This is a genomic window from Burkholderia sp. 9120, assembly GCF_000745015.1.
Lineage (GTDB): Bacteria > Pseudomonadota > Gammaproteobacteria > Burkholderiales > Burkholderiaceae > Paraburkholderia.
The window spans coordinates 6,213,311-6,228,379 of the sequence record NZ_JQNA01000002.1; the positions used below are offsets into that span (position 1 = coordinate 6,213,311).

The 15,069-nt window shown below is 62.4% G+C and carries 16 protein-coding genes; 11 read left to right on the forward strand and 5 right to left on the reverse strand.

Features of this window, described 5'->3' with window-relative positions:
* The first annotated feature begins 116 nt into the window (after window positions 1–116).
* The 4 genes from FA94_RS35590 to FA94_RS35605 are packed head-to-tail and all read left to right on the forward strand — an operon-like array spanning window position 117 to window position 3,684.
* Window positions 117–1,157 (forward strand): aldo/keto reductase, encoded by a 1,041-nt coding sequence (locus FA94_RS35590; protein ID WP_035560896.1) that lies wholly within the window; start codon window positions 117–119, stop codon window positions 1,155–1,157.
* A 7-nt stretch (window positions 1,158–1,164) separates the two neighbouring features.
* A complete protein-coding gene (locus tag FA94_RS35595; RefSeq protein ID WP_035560899.1) occupies window positions 1,165–1,995 on the forward strand; it encodes an amidohydrolase family protein in 831 nt (276 codons plus the stop codon).
* 45 nt (window positions 1,996–2,040) lie between these two features.
* Window positions 2,041–2,784 (forward strand): SDR family oxidoreductase, encoded by a 744-nt coding sequence (locus FA94_RS35600; RefSeq protein ID WP_035560902.1) that lies wholly within the window; start codon window positions 2,041–2,043, stop codon window positions 2,782–2,784.
* A 51-nt stretch (window positions 2,785–2,835) separates the two neighbouring features.
* On the forward strand, window positions 2,836–3,684 hold the full coding sequence (locus tag FA94_RS35605; RefSeq protein ID WP_035560905.1) for an ureidoglycolate lyase: 849 nt from the start codon (window positions 2,836–2,838) through the stop codon (window positions 3,682–3,684).
* A gap of 145 nt (window positions 3,685–3,829) precedes the next feature.
* Here FA94_RS35605 and FA94_RS35610 read toward each other — a convergent pair whose 3' ends face one another.
* Window positions 3,830–4,264: a PaaI family thioesterase gene (locus FA94_RS35610; protein ID WP_035560908.1), complete on the reverse strand. Its 435-nt coding sequence runs from the start codon at window positions 4,262–4,264 to the stop codon at window positions 3,830–3,832.
* Between the two features lie 268 nt (window positions 4,265–4,532).
* Here FA94_RS35610 and FA94_RS35615 point away from each other — a divergent pair, with 268 nt between their 5' ends.
* The gene (locus FA94_RS35615; protein ID WP_035560911.1) at window positions 4,533–6,155 is read left to right on the forward strand and encodes a methyl-accepting chemotaxis protein; all 1,623 of its coding nucleotides are present in this window, start codon (window positions 4,533–4,535) and stop codon (window positions 6,153–6,155) included.
* Between the two features lie 121 nt (window positions 6,156–6,276).
* On the opposite strand, the gene FA94_RS35620 is transcribed toward FA94_RS35615, so the two are convergent.
* The gene (locus FA94_RS35620; RefSeq protein ID WP_007178724.1) at window positions 6,277–6,480 is read right to left on the reverse strand and encodes a cold-shock protein; all 204 of its coding nucleotides are present in this window, start codon (window positions 6,478–6,480) and stop codon (window positions 6,277–6,279) included.
* Between the two features lie 218 nt (window positions 6,481–6,698).
* Here FA94_RS35620 and FA94_RS38390 point away from each other — a divergent pair, with 218 nt between their 5' ends.
* Window positions 6,699–6,974 carry a hypothetical protein gene (locus FA94_RS38390; RefSeq protein ID WP_081936305.1) on the forward strand — a complete coding sequence of 92 codons (276 nt, stop codon included), beginning with the start codon at window positions 6,699–6,701 and terminating at the stop codon, window positions 6,972–6,974.
* 53 nt (window positions 6,975–7,027) lie between these two features.
* Here the strand turns inward: FA94_RS38390 and FA94_RS35625 are convergent, their stop codons facing one another.
* A complete protein-coding gene (locus FA94_RS35625) occupies window positions 7,028–8,137 on the reverse strand; it encodes an AGE family epimerase/isomerase (protein WP_035560914.1) in 1,110 nt (369 codons plus the stop codon).
* A 308-nt stretch (window positions 8,138–8,445) separates the two neighbouring features.
* Between FA94_RS35625 and FA94_RS35630 the strand changes: the two genes are divergently transcribed.
* The 5 genes from FA94_RS35630 to FA94_RS35645 all read left to right on the forward strand — a co-directional run bounded on the left by FA94_RS35630 (window position 8,446) and on the right by FA94_RS35645 (window position 13,055).
* On the forward strand, window positions 8,446–9,132 hold the full coding sequence (locus tag FA94_RS35630; protein WP_035560916.1) for an MgtC/SapB family protein: 687 nt from the start codon (window positions 8,446–8,448) through the stop codon (window positions 9,130–9,132).
* A gap of 132 nt (window positions 9,133–9,264) precedes the next feature.
* Window positions 9,265–10,788, forward strand: coding sequence for a hypothetical protein (locus tag FA94_RS35635; RefSeq protein ID WP_035564019.1), 1,524 nt, complete (start codon window positions 9,265–9,267; stop codon window positions 10,786–10,788).
* Window positions 10,789–11,066: 278 nt separating this feature from the next.
* The gene (locus tag FA94_RS39305; RefSeq protein WP_167444630.1) at window positions 11,067–11,225 is read left to right on the forward strand and encodes a hypothetical protein; all 159 of its coding nucleotides are present in this window, start codon (window positions 11,067–11,069) and stop codon (window positions 11,223–11,225) included.
* A gap of 437 nt (window positions 11,226–11,662) precedes the next feature.
* On the forward strand, window positions 11,663–11,965 hold the full coding sequence (locus FA94_RS35640) for a hypothetical protein (RefSeq protein ID WP_035560919.1): 303 nt from the start codon (window positions 11,663–11,665) through the stop codon (window positions 11,963–11,965).
* A gap of 178 nt (window positions 11,966–12,143) precedes the next feature.
* The gene (locus FA94_RS35645; protein WP_176060997.1) at window positions 12,144–13,055 is read left to right on the forward strand and encodes a 3-hydroxyacyl-CoA dehydrogenase family protein; all 912 of its coding nucleotides are present in this window, start codon (window positions 12,144–12,146) and stop codon (window positions 13,053–13,055) included.
* Window positions 13,056–13,211: 156 nt separating this feature from the next.
* On the opposite strand, the gene FA94_RS35650 is transcribed toward FA94_RS35645, so the two are convergent.
* Both FA94_RS35650 and FA94_RS35655 read right to left on the reverse strand, forming a co-directional pair.
* Window positions 13,212–14,555, reverse strand: coding sequence for a type II toxin-antitoxin system HipA family toxin (locus tag FA94_RS35650; protein WP_197070315.1), 1,344 nt, complete (start codon window positions 14,553–14,555; stop codon window positions 13,212–13,214).
* Window positions 14,555–14,884, reverse strand: a complete 330-nt coding sequence (locus FA94_RS35655) for a helix-turn-helix transcriptional regulator (RefSeq protein ID WP_035560925.1) — start codon at window positions 14,882–14,884, stop codon at window positions 14,555–14,557. The genes FA94_RS35650 and FA94_RS35655 overlap by 1 nt, the downstream gene beginning before the upstream one ends.
* Window positions 14,885–15,069 lie beyond the last annotated feature (185 nt).

Here is a 15,069-nt window from a genome sequence, read left to right on the forward strand (position 1 = left end):
TGCGCCGCGTTACACCGCGCGGCGCATGGGGCTTTGTCACTCGTAGCCGGCCAGGCAAGCTGCGGGCAAATCTCGCCCGCCCATGTTAAAACGTAAAAAAACAGGAGACGCGCTCCATGACGGCAACGATCGGTTCGAAGATCGGGCAGCGGCGCCGCATCGGTCGCGGTGCGCTGCAAGTGAGTGGATTGGGACTCGGCACGGCGCCGCTCGGCGGCCTTTACCGCGATCTATCCGACGAAGAAGCCCACGCCACCATTGCTGCCGCGTGGGACGCCGGCGTGCGCTATTTCGACACCGCACCGCACTACGGCAACACGAAGGCCGAGCATCGTCTGGGTGACGTGTTGCGCCGCTATCCACGCAGCGAATACGTGTTGTCGACCAAGGTCGGGCGCCGCTTCGTGCCGCGCACCACGCCGTTCGACGACAAGGAAGGCTGGCAAAACCCGCTACCCTTCGAAGCGATTTACGACTACACCTACGACGGTATTCTGCGGTCGTTCGAAGATAGCCAGCAGCGTCTCGGCATCGTCGAGATCGATATGCTGCTGGTGCACGACATTGGCCGCATGACGCATGGCGACAATCATCCGCATTACTGGCGGCAATTGACTGAAGGCGGCGGCTTCCGCGCGTTGGACACGCTGCGCTCGTCGGGCGCGATCAAGGCCGTCGGGCTCGGCGTCAACGAAGGCGCGGTAATACTCGATGCGATGGCCGAGTTCGATATCGATTGCGCGCTGCTCGCGGGCCGTTATACGCTGCTTGAGCAGACCACACTCGACGACCTGTTGCCGGCATGTGAAACGCGCGGCGTCAGCATCCTGTTAGGCGGCGCGTTCAACTCGGGCATTCTGGCGCGCGGCGTCGAGGGCGATCTGAAATTCAACTACGGCACAGCGCCGCGCGAAGTGATCGAGCGCGTCGCGCGGCTGGAAGCCGTGTGCCGCGCCCATGGCGTGCCGCTTGCTGCCGCAGCCTTGCAGTTTCCGTATGCGCACCCGGCGGTCGCCACTGTGTTGACCGGCGCGCGCAGTGCCGACGAATTGCGCGAGAACGTCGCGTCGTTCGGGCAGCCGATTCCCGCCGCGTTGTGGTCCGCGTTGCGCGGCGAAGGCTTGCTCGACAGCCGCGCGCCCGCGCCCGAGGACTAATCTGACAATGGCAATCGATGCCCACCAGCACTATTGGGACCCCGCTCGCGGCGACTACGAGTGGCTGACGCCGGAACTGAAGCTGTTGTACCGGCCGTTCGGACCGGCGGATCTCAAACCGTTGCGCCAACGCGCGGGCATCGAGCGAACGGTGGTGGTGCAGGCCGCGCCGACCATCGACGAAACACGCTATTTGCTGGACGTCGCGCGGCATGAGCCGTCCATTGCCGGTGTGGTCGGCTGGGTGCCCTTGCTATTGCCCACCGCGCCGGCGCTGATCGGGGCGCTCGCGCACGAGCCGAAGTTCAAAGGCGTGCGGCCGATGCTGCAGGATTTGCCGGACGACACGTGGATCGCGAATCCCGATCTCGCCCCGGCGATCGAAGCACTGATTGCGCACGACCTGACGTTCGACGCGTTGATTTACGCCCGCCATGTCGAGCATTTCGACACCTTCGCGACGCGTTTTCCCGCGCTGCGCATCGTGGTCGATCATGGCGCGAAGCCGCCGATCCGCTACGGCCGCGCGGGCTTCGCAGGTTGGGCTGAAGCGATCACGCGGCTGGCGGCATTGCCGAACGTGCACTGCAAGCTGTCGGGCCTCGTCACCGAAGCGTCGCTTGGGTGGACGGAAGACACGCTGCGGCCCTATGTCGAGCATCTGCTGAAGTCGTTCGGCCCGGCGCGCCTGATGTGGGGCAGCGACTGGCCGGTGCTCGATCTGAACGGCGATTATTTGCTGTGGCATTCGGTGGCGACCACCTTGCTCGCGTCGTTGAGCGACGACGAACGCGAAGCGGTGTTCGGCGGCAATGCCACGGCGTTTTACCGGTTGTGAACTGACGCAGCGAAACGAGACAAGCCCATTCAACTGGAGTCGTAGATGACACAAAGACTGGCTGGCAAGACGGCCCTGATTACCGCGGCGGGACAAGGCATCGGCCTCGCGACCGCCGAACTCTTCGCACGCGAAGGCGCACGCGTGATCGCGACGGATATCCGCATCGACGGGCTCGCCGGCAAGCCGGTCGAGGCACGCCGGCTCGACGTGCTCGACTGCGCGGCGATCAAGGCACTGGCCGCCGAACTCGGCCCGATCGACGTGCTGTTCAACTGTGCGGGCTTCGTGCATGCGGGCAATATTCTCGACTGCAGCGAAGAGGATTGGGACTTCGCGTTCGACCTCAACGCCAAAGCCATGTACCGGATGATCCGTGCGTTCCTGCCGGCCATGCTGGAGAAAGGCGGCGGGTCGATCATCAATATGTCGTCGGCGGCGTCGAGCGTGAAGGGCGTGCCGAACCGCTTTGCGTACAGCGCGTCGAAGGCGGCGGTGATCGGTTTGACCAAGTCGGTCGCTGCGGACTTCATCACACGTGGTGTACGCTGTAACGCGATTTGCCCGGGCACGGTGGCTTCGCCGTCGCTCGAACAGCGAATCGTCGCGCAGGCCCAGGCGCAGGGCGCGACGCTGGACGCCGTGCAGGCCGCCTTCGTCGCGCGTCAGCCAATGGGCCGCATCGGCAAGCCGGAAGAAATCGCCGCGTTGGCGCTGTATCTGGCGTCCGACGAATCGTCGTTCACCACGGGCCACGCGCACGTGATCGACGGCGGCTGGTCGAACTGACACGCACGGATTGACGAACCGAACACCCTTGAACGATAGGAAAGTGCAACGATGAAACTGCTTCGTTATGGGCCGAAAGGCCAGGAAAAGCCGGGCTTGCTCGACGCGCAAGGCAAGATTCGCGATCTGTCCGGCGTGGTTGCCGATATCGACGGCGCGGCGTTGACCGATGAAGGTCTCGCAAAACTGCGCGCGCTCGATCCGGCTTCGCTGCCGGTGGTGGAAGGCAATCCGCGCATGGGGCCGTGCGTCGGCAAGATCGGCAAGTTCATCTGCATCGGGCTGAATTACGCGGATCACGCGGCGGAATCGAATCTGCCGGTGCCGGCCGAGCCGGTCATCTTCAACAAGTGGACGAGCGCGATCAGCGGTCCGGACGACGACGTCGAGATTCCGCGCGGTTCGAAGAAGACCGATTGGGAAGTGGAACTGGGCGTGGTGATCGGCCAGGCGGCGAAATACGTCGACGAAGCCAACGCGCTCGACTACGTCGCCGGTTATTGCGTGATCAACGACGTGTCGGAACGCGAATGGCAGATCGAACGCGGCGGCACGTGGGACAAGGGCAAGGGCTTCGACACGTTCGGCCCGATCGGTCCGTGGGTCGTCACGCGCGACGAAGTGGCCGATCCGCAGAATCTGAGCCTGTGGCTCGAGGTGGACGGTCACCGTTATCAGAACGGCAGCACGAAGACGATGGTGTTCGGCGTCGCCAAGCTGGTTTCGTACGTGTCGCAGTGCATGAGCCTGCAACCGGGCGACGTGATCTCGACCGGTACGCCGCCGGGCGTCGGCATGGGCGTGAAGCCGAATCCGGTGTATCTGAAGCCGGGGCAGACGATTCGCCTGGGTATCGAAGGTCTCGGCGAGCAGACGCAGAAGACTTACGCGGCGGAGTAAGTCGCGCGGGTTTTGGGGCCGCGCTGCGGGCACGACTCAAAGCGCGACCGGCAGTGTAACCAGAAAGTACAAAGGCCGTTCCGGCGTCAAACCGGAACGGCCTTTGTTTTTGTTTTTGTCATCTTGGCGCGGAGGGCCGGTGTTCTTACGCCGCCGGCTCGTGCTCGCCCGACTCGCCGATGCGGTTGATCGTGCCCTGCGCCACGGCGACCAGCTTCTCGCGGTCGCCGTCCATCACATAGATGTTGCATTGGCAGGTCGCCTGGGAGCGCCCCGCGAACACCACCTTGGCCCGCGCGATCAGCGTGCCGTTCATCACCGGACGCAGATAGTTGATCTTGAACTCGCCGGTGACCACCCTCGGCCCCAGCGACAGCGCGCCGGCAAACGTCAGCGCGTTATCGGCAAGGTAGCTGATGACCCCGCCATGCACGAAGCCGTGCTGTTGCCGCAATTCGTCGCGGATCGGCAGGCACAGCGTCAGCTCGTTGCTGGCGGTGTGCATCAACTCGGCGCCAAGGAGCATGCTGAACGGCTGGGCATGCAGCGCGCCGCGCGCCCGGTCGAGGAGGTCGGTCATCGTGATTCCTTGGGGCGAGGCCCGCAGTGAGATCCGCACGGGAGTGCGCTGTGCAGTCCCTACCCACTCTAGGAAGCGCTGATGTGTCACGTCAAGGTGAATCGGAAAGATATGCGCGGCATTGTTGTGCAAAATGACCGGAATTGCGAAGTTGGACGATGAAAAGGGGTGGTAAGACGATCTTTGCCGACATTGATCTCAAGCAAAGCTCAGCCTTGCCGTTAACCCTGACGTAACTCCCGTCATTCTTTGCTTTCAGGTGTCCACGATGTTCAGCAAGATCAAGGTCGCATCCGGCCTGTTGTGTGTTCTGGCCGCGTTCTGCGGTTTTCAGCTGGTTACGGTGGGATTGGGGTTCTGGTCGCTCACGCGTACTCATGACGACGTCGGCGATTTGTCGAATATCGCGTTGAAGCAGGTCGACGCGGTCAATGAAACGACCCAGCATCTGATGGATGCGCGAATCAACCTGTCGCGCGCCGGTACGCGCATGGTGCGCGGCGGCGGCGAGCCGGCCGACATCGTGCAGCACGCCCGCGAACAGCTCACGGTCGCCGATCAGTCTTTCGCCGCTTTCATGAGCGCCGAAAAGACCAGCGACGAGAACAGCGCGCGCGCCGCCGCGCTCGCCGACCGGTATAAAAAGCTCCACGACGCGCTCGCGGAGCTCGTGCAGTTCCTCGATGGCAACAACATTCAGGCGTTCCTCGATCAGCCGACCCAGTCGTTCCAGGACGCTTACCTCGTCGAGTCGCATAACTTCGTGCAATTCGGCAATGCCGCCAGCCGTGCATCGCTCGATTCGATCGACACGCGCATGGCCATGTTTCGCGGCGTGAGCATCGCGATTCTGGTGCTGCTGGTGGTCGGCACCGCCGCCGTCTATGCGGCGCTGCGCCGGGGCGTGGTGGCGCCGCTGGAAGAAGCGGGCCGTCACTTCGACCGTATTGCGCTGGGTCGCCTCGACCAGCCGATCGCGTCGCGCGGCACCAACGAAATCGGCCGTCTGTTCTCGGGCCTCGCGAAGATGCAGGCGAGCGTCGCGCGCACCGTGCAGACCGTGCGCGAATCCGCCGACTCGATTCACCTCGGCGCCGACGAAATCGCGACCGGCAACGCCGATCTGTCGGCGCGCACTGAAAACCAGGCCGCCTCGCTGGAAGAAACCGCGTCGAGCATGGAAGAGCTGACGGCTACGGTTCGCCAGAATGCCGATCACGCCCGCGAAGCGAACTCGCTGGCCGAAACCGCGCTGGAGGCGACCTCGCGCGGCAGCGAAGTGGTCAACCAGGTGGTCGACAAGATGCGCGGCATTGCGCAGAGCTCGGACAAGATCGCGGAAATCATTTCGGTGATCGACGGCATTGCGTTCCAGACCAACATCCTCGCGCTGAATGCGGCCGTGGAAGCGGCGCGCGCGGGCGAGCAGGGCCGTGGTTTTGCGGTGGTGGCCGGCGAAGTGCGTGGCCTCGCTCAGCGCAGCGCGCAGTCGGCGAAGGAAATCAAGACGCTGATCAGCGAATCGGTCGCCGAGATTCAGGGCGGGTCGACGCTGGTCGAGCATGCCGGCGAGGCAATGAGCAACGTGTCCGCGTCGATCTCGCGTGTTACGCAGATGATGGCGGAAATCAGTGCGTCGTCGCTCGAGCAGAGCACGGGGATTGAGCAGGTCAACCAGGCGGTCGTGCAGATGGATGAGATGACGCAGCAGAACGCGGCGCTGGTCGAACAGGCTGCGGCAGCAGCAGCTTCGCTGCATCAGCAGACGCAGCAATTGAAGCAGGCCGTTTCTGTGTTCGAAATTTCGGAAACTGTGTTGCGCACGCAACATTTCGACGACGTGCGCGGGCAAACCGGCGGAATGGCGTTGTCTGGCATGCGCGCAATTTAAGCGTCGCAGCGCTCAGAAGCGCTTAAAAAGAAAGCATCAGACAAAAGAAAATGGCCCGCCGAAGCGGGCCATTTTGCATCAGACGCAAGCGCCTAAGGGTGCCTCAAGTACCTGAAGGTACTTAGGCCGGCTGGATGTTCGCAGCCTGCTTGCCCTTCGGGCCTTGCTTAACTTCAAACGTCACTTTCTGGTTTTCCTGCAGGGACTTGAAGCCGCTGCCTTGAACTTCCGAAAAGTGAGCAAACAGGTCTTCGCCGCCGTCGTCCGGCGTGATGAAGCCAAAGCCCTTTGCATCGTTAAACCACTTCACAGTACCTGTTGCCATTTTTGATCCAATAAATGTTGTGTGTTGCATTCGCGACCGCTATTTCTCAACGTGAGATCGAGCGCGAAGTACGAGTTGTATCACGTCTTTATGATGGACGCCAATCAACCAGTATTCGGGTATTCCCCCGCTCGGGCCCTTTTGAGGCCTGAAAAGCATTTTTAAGAGGGCTCCGCCCGGTAGGGTAAACTGTTTGTATTACTCTTCCAGGAAAAACATTGACACATTATTTGCAGGAAGAACTTACGTCGTTCTGGAGTCGTTTGACCCCCTATCTGGCGATATTGGAGTCTAAATCCCCTCAAGAAGACGCTCCGGACCCGATCGGTCGCATCACCGTGGATGCCGAAGACCGTCAGGCTTTCGCCCTCCACACGACTGATAAAAAGCCGCTCGGCGACACGTCGGATACCCCCACCGGACACAGCGCAACTTATATGCGTTTCAAATCAGCCGACAGCGGCTGGGGTCCTTGGGAACGCGAAGAGTATTGATCGACCGGGCGGTCGGCTCATGGGCCGATGCCCGGCAAGACGCTAACCGCCGCTCAGGCCGGCAACGCGTCGTAGGCGGTGGCGAGGTGGTAGGGCGTGGTCGACGGCATGTCGGCGCGCGCCACGTCGCCAGCCGCCGTTTTGCACTCGAACCAGCCTTGCGGACGCAGAAAGCGTTGCTGGAACAGCGTGATTTGCCGTGGCAGCGCGGCGCGCACCGCCGGGTCATCGTGACTCGCGAGCGCACGCAGATATTCCGTTTGAGCCCAGATCCGTTGGGTGGCGTCCTTGATGCCGCCGGTTTCGTCGAGCGAGGCGCACACGCCGCCGGTTTCCTCGTCCACACCGTTTTGCTGCGCAAACGCGAACGCGCGCGGCAACGCTTCGGCAAGACTCGAACCTTCGAACAGCCCTCCCGCCTGCTTGACCAGCCAGAACCATTCGAACTGGTGGCCGGGTTCCAGACGGTTGTCTGCCGTGCCGATCGGCAATTCGGCGACGCAACCGGTGGGCTCGTGCACGAAGTGCCGCGCGATCCCGCCGGCGAGGCGTCGCAATGCGGCGTCGAACGCGTTGTCACGGGTTGCTTCGCGGGCGGCGAGCCAGGCTTCGGTCAAATGCATCAGCGGATTCTGGATCGGCGTGCCCGTCACGCTTGCGAAGTCGGCGGTGAGCGCGGCGTTGAACAGATCGCCCTCAGCGGCGAAGTTCGACTGGATCAGCGCCGACGTGCGATGCACGGCTTCCAGCGCGTCACGATTGCCCGAACGTCGGCCGAATTCGGCGCAGGCGAACACGACGAACGCGTGCGTGTACAGGTCTTTGGTCGTGTCGAGCGGCGCGCCTTGCGCGTCGACGCTGTAGAACCATCCACCGTGGCGCGTGTCCTGAAAGGTGTGCATCAGCGAGTCGAACAGCACTTGCGCATGAGCCGCGTCGCCGGCTTGCGAGAACACGAACAGTTGTCGCGCGCATGCCATTGCCCGGTAGCGTTCGGCGGGCATGGGCTGGTGATGCTCGGCGCTGACCGCTTCGTACGGCAGTTTCAGCGCGGTGTTGAAACCCGCTCCGCGCCACAGGGGCAGCACCACGCTTGTGAAGTGATCGCGTAGCGCGGTGGCGAGGGCGCTCGTCGAAGCGGCGGAAGGGTTCATGCTCTGCATAGTCGTTCGGTTGGTCAAACACGGTATGTCGAAGCGTCTGCGGACTCCGGCCACTGTCTGGAATGCGCCGCAGTGCGACGCACTGCGGCGGCGTGGCGGCCGGCAAACCGGCGGGTGAGCGCGGATGCTACCCGGTTTCCTGATCTGCGGTTCGAAATCGGCATGGCCTCGGTCGACGCGCTCCACTCCGTTCCGCACGACGGCGGCCGCCGCAACGTGCGGCTTAGGATAAAGCAAACGGGTCGCGTTTGGCACTGCGACCCAGGAGCTGACATCACTCCAAATATTTCCGATAAGGAGGAAAAATCATGTTGGGGAATCTCGAACTCATCTTGCGTCTGGTGCTCGCCGCTGCGCTCGGCAGCGTGATCGGCTTTGAGCGTGAACGGCTTTCATGGGCCGCCGGGCTGCGTACGCACATGCTGGTCTGCGTCGGGTCGACGCTCATCATGATCGTGTCGGCCTATGGGTTTGCCGAAGTGCTCACTGGCGATCACGTCGTACTCGATCCTTCGCGGATGGCCGCTCAGGTGGTGTCGGGCATTGGCTTTCTCGGCGCGGGCTCGATCCTGTTGCGCGGCGAGATCGTGCGCGGGTTGACCACGGCGGCGAGCTTGTGGTCGGTCGCGGCGATCGGGTTGGCGGTCGGCGGCGGGCTGTACACGGCGTCGATCGCGGCGACCATCATCATTCTGATCATCCTCGCGGGCATCAAGCCGCTCGAGCGCCGTTTCATCACGGTCAAACAACGGCGCCAACTGACGATGATCGTCGAGCGCGGCGCCATGACGTTCCATTCGCTGCACGACGAACTGGGCGCCGCGAGCCCGCGCGTCAAGCAGTTCGTGATGCAGCAAAGCGACGACGCGCCCGAGTGCGACGAGGTCATGATCACGCTGCATCGGGTGTCGAATGTGGAATACGAGGCGATCTGCGCGCGCTTGCGTCAACTGCATGGCGTCAAGCAGTTCCGGCAGGACGAGGCATCGTCTTAAAAAGCCGAAAATCGTCGGCGAATGGCTTCGGCTGGGGCGGGCGGCCATGCGACAATGCGGTCTCAAAAATTCCAACGGCATTGACGAGCGGTGCTCGGCGCCCGCTTTCCGGCGACGACCGCTTTTTTCTCTATGGCAGATTCCGTAGCATCCACGCAGTCCCGGCCTTCGCGCGCCGCTTCGAAGAAGCGACGCCAGGCCACCGTCTCGACCGAAACCGAAAACAAGCTGGCGCGCGCCGCGCGCTCGGCACAACGGCTCGCGCAACTGAGCGATGCCGCCCGCGACGACAGCACGCTTGACCTGTTCCCCGACGATCCCACCCGCGCGACGCTGGAAGCGATGAATATCGACGTCCGGCAAGGCACGCTGCATGGTTTCGAATTACCCGATGTGGTGTTGGCCGCGGTCGGCGTGATCGATGCCGGCGACGGCGCGCTGCCGGACGCGCGGTCGGCGCGTCGTGCGCCGCGCGCCGCGAAGGCCGACGAGCCGACGCCGGTCAACGCGGTGTTGAGCGGGCTGGATATGGAGCCTTGGGACGCGGCGAGTTCGTCGGCGGCTGATCTGGCGTTCGGGGACGTGACGCCGAAGGAGCGGACTGCCGCGGATGAGACGTTGGCGACGTCGACATCGACATCGTCGCGCGATACGGCGACGCCGCTGACGCCTGCGATGGCGGCGGCGACGGTGGCGCGCAGCGTGACCGCGCTGCGCCAGGCGAGTGCGACGGGTGCCACGTCGATGGATGATTCGGCGACGGCATCGACCTCTGGTGGCGTGAAGACGCCGCCGCGATTCGCTGCGACGTTTGCCAAGGCGACGACGGCTTCGCGGGACGTGGAACGTGCGGCGGGTGTGGCCGCTGATGCGAATACTCGCGCCGCGAGCGCAGCTTCCGATGCGACCATGCGCGCGAGCGACGGCGTCGCGGCAGATGCGAACACGGGCGTGGTTGCAGGCACGGACATCGGCGCCACTGCCGGCGCGAACACGGGCAAAACCACCGACACGAATGCCGCCGCGACCATCGGCGCGAACGAGTCGAACGAGTCGAACGAGCCAAGCGATCGACTCACACCACAATCGGTTGCAGCGTCCGCCGGGCCGAAACCAGGCGTCAATCCGTCGCTGACCGTCGCTGGCTCCGCCAACGCCGCGTTCGCCGAGCCCTGGCGGGAAGCGCGCCGCGCCGAAGCTGCCGCAGCTGCGCTGCGCGCCGCGCCGGAGCTCGATCGCGCACGAGCGACCGCCTTCGCCGATACCGTCGATGCGCTATACGGCGTGATCGCCGATCAGCGCCGCGCGGCAAGCGATCACTCGCGTCGCATGAAATGGCTGCTGCCGATCGTGGTGGGCGCCTTGCTGGTGACTGTGGCCATCGGCATTACGCAGACTTTGCTGTTGATGCGCCTCACGCGCGAAACCACCGCCCAACAGCATCGCATCGAACAGTTGATGCAGAACCAGCAGGCGGCCATGACCAGCCTGCTCGATACGCACATGGCGATGGCCGACGCAGCTGCGGCGAATGCCAATGCCGCCGCTGCGGCCGCGTCCACCACGCCTCAGCAAGCTGCCGCTACACCGCCGCACAGCAAGCGTGCTGCGCGCGCGCAGCACGCGCACAAGCCGAAAGCCTCCAACTCGCACTGAAACTGAGACTGAGACTGAACGAACACCGCGCCGCGCCAACGTTTCATTGGTCGCGGCGCGGGCCGTTTCGACAGCTTGGTCTGGATTTGCGTCTGCTCTTTCCCCCAAATCTCAAAAAAAGGGACGTTGTCATGATGCGACGCACCATGCCGATCAGATAGGTGACAACGCACCACACCCGAAAAAATGCTGCATCGCACTAGATTTTGCATAGGGAAAACCCTATAATCATTCTTAAGGGAAAACCCTAGTCAACGCAGCATCAACCGGGAGTCGCCATGAGCTTCATTTTTGCTTTGTTCCAAAAGGTCAGCGACCTCTTCGCGTCGCCCCATCTGCCGCTGGATTCGGACTACTCGTACGAAGCGCGCAGCCGCGAAGCGGACCGCGTGCGCCGTGCACAGTCCACGTTGTTCGGCGTCAAGCTGAGCGACTAAGAGAATCAGGTCGTACCAGCCTGAGCGTGGATTACCGCGCGCGGGCGCGCACTTCGAGTGCGCTGCATCTTTAGAGCCACTGTTCGCGAAACGCGTACCGTGGCTTTTGTTTTTTGGAGCGACGCCGCAGCGGCTTGCCCGCGTCACCGAATATTTCTGCGCCGAAATGAATGTAACGGGGGCTGACAGTCTGCTGACGCGTCGCCTGCACGATTCGTCGCGCATGGCTTTGCAGGTGGGAGTCCCACGCGAAATCGCGACCCTTTCATCGGTCCCTTTCATTGAAATGTGCGCTTACAAGTCCTCACGTCTTCATGCGGTTTGCGCCGCTAAAGTTGGTCTCAAGCGTACGGCGTCTGGTTGGAGCCTGAAACCTCAGGTCGCGGTTGACCGCACACGGACGCTGGCTTGATACCAAACTTTGATGGGAGGTCACTATGAAAACCTTTAACAAGACATCGCGTTCGATTATTGCGACTCTTCTGGCCGGCGGCGCATTGCTGGCAGCCGGCAGCGCTTTTGCGCAGGAGCGGGTCGTGGTCGAGGGCGGCCCGGGCCCGGTGGTCTACGGTCAGCCGCACATGATGCCGGTGGGCGTGTCGATCAACATCGGCTGGCACGGCGATCGTTACTACGACGGCCATCGTTACTGGGCGCACGACGACTGGATGCGTCATCATCCGCACGACTTCGATCCGCATCACCACGACGACCATCGTCCGCCGCCCCCGCGTTATTAATGCGCTAGCAACGGGCGCGTGACAGCGCCGCAGACGCGGCGCGAAATCGACAAAGCCGTTCCTTCCTCGCGGAAGACCGGCTTTGTTGCGTTCGGGGCGGCGAACGGACGCGCTGCGCTGCGCTATGCTTCAAAGCTTTCATCGACGGTAGCGGGAGAGCGGCGTGGAGAAGGACGTGATGAAGGCAGTGATAGGCGTAGTCGGCACGGGATTGATGGGCGTCGGTATTGCGACGCAAAGCGCGTTGCATGGACACAGGACGATCGTTCACGACGTCGATCCGGCGCGTCTCGCGAGCGTGGCGCCGAAAGCGGAAGCGGTGCTCGACGAACTGATCGACGCCGGGCGTATCGATTCGGCCGCTAAACAGGCGGCGCTCGCGCGCATCGAGACGCATGCGCAACTCGACGTGATGGCATCGGCGCAATTCGTGATCGAGGCCATTCCCGAGGTGCTCGAACTGAAGCATCGGCTGTATGCGGCGCTGGCTCCTTTGCTGGCAAGCGACGCGATTCTTGCGAGCAACACGAGCGGTTTTCCGCCCGATCAACTGGTCGCGCCATTGCGGGCGAAAGAGCGCTTTCTGATCGCGCATTTCTGGAATCCGCCGCACATGATTCCGTTGGTCGAAGTCGTGCCGGGCACCGCGACCGCGCCGGACGTGACGCAGCAGACCGCCGCGTTGATGAGCGCGATCGGCATGGAGCCCGTGGTGCTGGCGAAGGCGATTCCCGGTTTCGTCGGCAATCGCTTGCAGTTCGCGGTGTTGCGCGAGGCGTTGAATATCGTCCGTTCAGGCGCGGCCACGGCGGATGTGGTCGATCGCGTGATGAAGGCGTCGCTCGGCCGACGTTGGGGAATCGTCGGGCCACTGGAGGGCGCGGACATGGGTGGGCTCGACACGTTCCTCGATATCGCCTCGCATCTGATGCCGGAGCTGGCCAAAGACGAAGACGTGCTGGATCTGCTGCGGCAACAGGTGGACGCCGGCCGAGTCGGTGTGCGCAGCGGCGCGGGGTTTTATGAGTGGGACGAGGCGCATTTGGCGCACGTTAAGGCGGGGCGCAAGCGGTTGATTAGCCGCGGGTAGTGCCGCGGTAAATGGTCGGCGGGTGGGTGGCGTCGCCGACCACGACGACGTAACGGACCTCAATGGAAATTTGACTGCGGTGGAAGCCAGGTATGGCGTCTCGTTTCCGCTCTCCGATTGCAAAGTTGACAATCGAGGGTGGAACAAGCTTCGCAACTACCGAGCCCCCGCCGCCCGCAACCTGTCCCGCTGCTTTCCAATCCCCTTCAGAATCGATTCCGCCAGTCCGCCCGGAAAGTCCGGGGGCACTTGCGCGTTCACCGCACTGATCGCCCCATCAGTCGCATCAACCACTTCCTCGATGATCTCCTGCGCAGCCACTCTCCCCAACCCAACTTGCCGAGCCTGCTCAATCCAATGCCGATGTTGAATCCGGTCGATCAGATAGTGATTTGTGCTGCCACGAACCGCCATTGCCATCTTGGCCTTCTGACGGGCAATCTGATTCCTTCCCGAACCGATGATCGGATGCGCGGAAAGGACATCGTAAAGCGGCGTGGACCGATACCGCCCTCCCGGCAAATGAAAAATGCTGAAGTTCTTCGCGTGCCCGTCGGTCGCCGCGAGTAGCCAGAACACCAGTTGAGTCTTGAAGAATTGCAGCCGATCCTGATCCGCATTCTCTGAACCGAGCAATACGTCCATGATCTCGGCGATGCCAGGGCCGCCATCGGCCTGATACTTCAGATGCGACGGTCGCCCGGTAGCCTGGCACATGTCCTCCTGCGGAAGACGAACGATCCAGCGAGCGTCGCTCGACAGTCTTCGATCAAAGCGTTCGACGACGAGTGCTTTCTGATCCTCGAATGTCGCCACCTCGCAATTCGCCACAGGCAGTCCATAAGCCGCGACGATTCTGGCGCACAACCACTCGTTCTCAATCGATGTGCGCATGTCCGCTTGCATATTCCCAACCAGCCCGAGCGGGAGCTTGAAGATATGCGTGGTCGGCGTGCTACCTGTCGGATAGATCCATTCCCCGTCACGGCGAAGCAATGCGGTTTTCTCCTGTGCGCCTGCAATCGATAAGCGCAGATCCGCACCATCATCGTATTGGCCGAGTGGGGCCGCAGCGGTTGCATTGCGCAAAAGCTGTGCGATCTCCGGTTCGGAGAGCGGCGCGCCGGAAATGTTGTAGAGATCGGTGGGTCTTTCGTCCGCGGGCAGTAACTGGATTGCGCCGACGCAATCGCGGCCAAGCGCGACCAGCAGATCGAACGCATTCGTGCTGCCTGTACGGTGTCGCTGAGCTAGCCGCCGCCGAATGGCGTCGCTATCGGGGAGCAGATTGTCGAAGAAGGCGCTCACCAGGTTGCCCCGATAAGGCTGATTGCCGGGCGTGAATGGCATCGACAAAGACAGCGGTCGCCCTTGTTCATCGCTGATCCACGTGTCGAAATAACTCAAACGCTCCCCGTCACGCGCTTTTTCCCAATAGCCGACGGGGATACCGTTCATCCAGATGTCGAGTCGTTGCGTCTGAGCGCGCCGCGCCATGATTACCAGTTTTCCTTTTTCTTTTTGGCCGTGACTGGCCGTACCTTCTTGACCGCAGGGGCGGACCGTTGACGTTTCGGTGTGGCAACCGACGCAGATTCGCCGCTCGCTGCGGCTAACGTTTGACTCAGCCGCAGATCGACATTGAGCAGACGCATGACCTTAAAAATGCGTTCAACGCTGGCCGCGGCAGGATTGGCCTCCAGTTGCGCGTAGCTTTGCTGGGTGATGCCTAATAGGTCCGCGACCGCCGCTTGAGTGAGTCCCGCGGACTTGCGAAAGCCCTGCAAGATGGGCCGGAGCTGAGCTAGCGTTTTGATAGCGTAATCCATGGGATTATCTTCGATCTCATACAGGCTTTAAACTGTATCACACAAATACAGCTTTAAAGCTGTTATTAATATAAACAGTCTATAGGCTGTATTTTTATTTAACAGCCCATAGACTGTTAAATGCAAGGCGCCAGCAGGGCTGCTCGCCCGCGCCGCTCCCAGCAGCCTCAAAGACTCTGCGGTAT

Excerpts from the sequence above, each read along its gene's own strand:
- FA94_RS35590 (WP_035560896.1), top strand. The coding sequence starts at position 117 with ATGACGGCAACGATCGGTTCGAAGATCGGGCAGCGGCGCCGCATCGGT.
- FA94_RS35595 (WP_035560899.1), top strand. The coding sequence starts at position 1,165 with ATGGCAATCGATGCCCACCAGCACTATTGGGACCCCGCTCGCGGCGAC.
- FA94_RS35600 (WP_035560902.1), top strand. The coding sequence starts at position 2,041 with ATGACACAAAGACTGGCTGGCAAGACGGCCCTGATTACCGCGGCGGGA.
- FA94_RS35605 (WP_035560905.1), top strand. The coding sequence starts at position 2,836 with ATGAAACTGCTTCGTTATGGGCCGAAAGGCCAGGAAAAGCCGGGCTTG.
- FA94_RS35610 (WP_035560908.1), bottom strand. The coding sequence starts at position 4,264 with ATGACCGACCTCCTCGACCGGGCGCGCGGCGCGCTGCATGCCCAGCCG.
- FA94_RS35615 (WP_035560911.1), top strand. The coding sequence starts at position 4,533 with ATGTTCAGCAAGATCAAGGTCGCATCCGGCCTGTTGTGTGTTCTGGCC.
- FA94_RS35620 (WP_007178724.1), bottom strand. The coding sequence starts at position 6,480 with ATGGCAACAGGTACTGTGAAGTGGTTTAACGATGCAAAGGGCTTTGGC.
- FA94_RS35625 (WP_035560914.1), bottom strand. The coding sequence starts at position 8,137 with ATGCAGAGCATGAACCCTTCCGCCGCTTCGACGAGCGCCCTCGCCACC.
- FA94_RS35630 (WP_035560916.1), top strand. The coding sequence starts at position 8,446 with ATGTTGGGGAATCTCGAACTCATCTTGCGTCTGGTGCTCGCCGCTGCG.
- FA94_RS35635 (WP_035564019.1), top strand. The coding sequence starts at position 9,265 with ATGGCAGATTCCGTAGCATCCACGCAGTCCCGGCCTTCGCGCGCCGCT.
- FA94_RS39305 (WP_167444630.1), top strand. The coding sequence starts at position 11,067 with ATGAGCTTCATTTTTGCTTTGTTCCAAAAGGTCAGCGACCTCTTCGCG.
- FA94_RS35640 (WP_035560919.1), top strand. The coding sequence starts at position 11,663 with ATGAAAACCTTTAACAAGACATCGCGTTCGATTATTGCGACTCTTCTG.
- FA94_RS35645 (WP_176060997.1), top strand. The coding sequence starts at position 12,144 with ATGAAGGCAGTGATAGGCGTAGTCGGCACGGGATTGATGGGCGTCGGT.
- FA94_RS35655 (WP_035560925.1), bottom strand. The coding sequence starts at position 14,884 with ATGGATTACGCTATCAAAACGCTAGCTCAGCTCCGGCCCATCTTGCAG.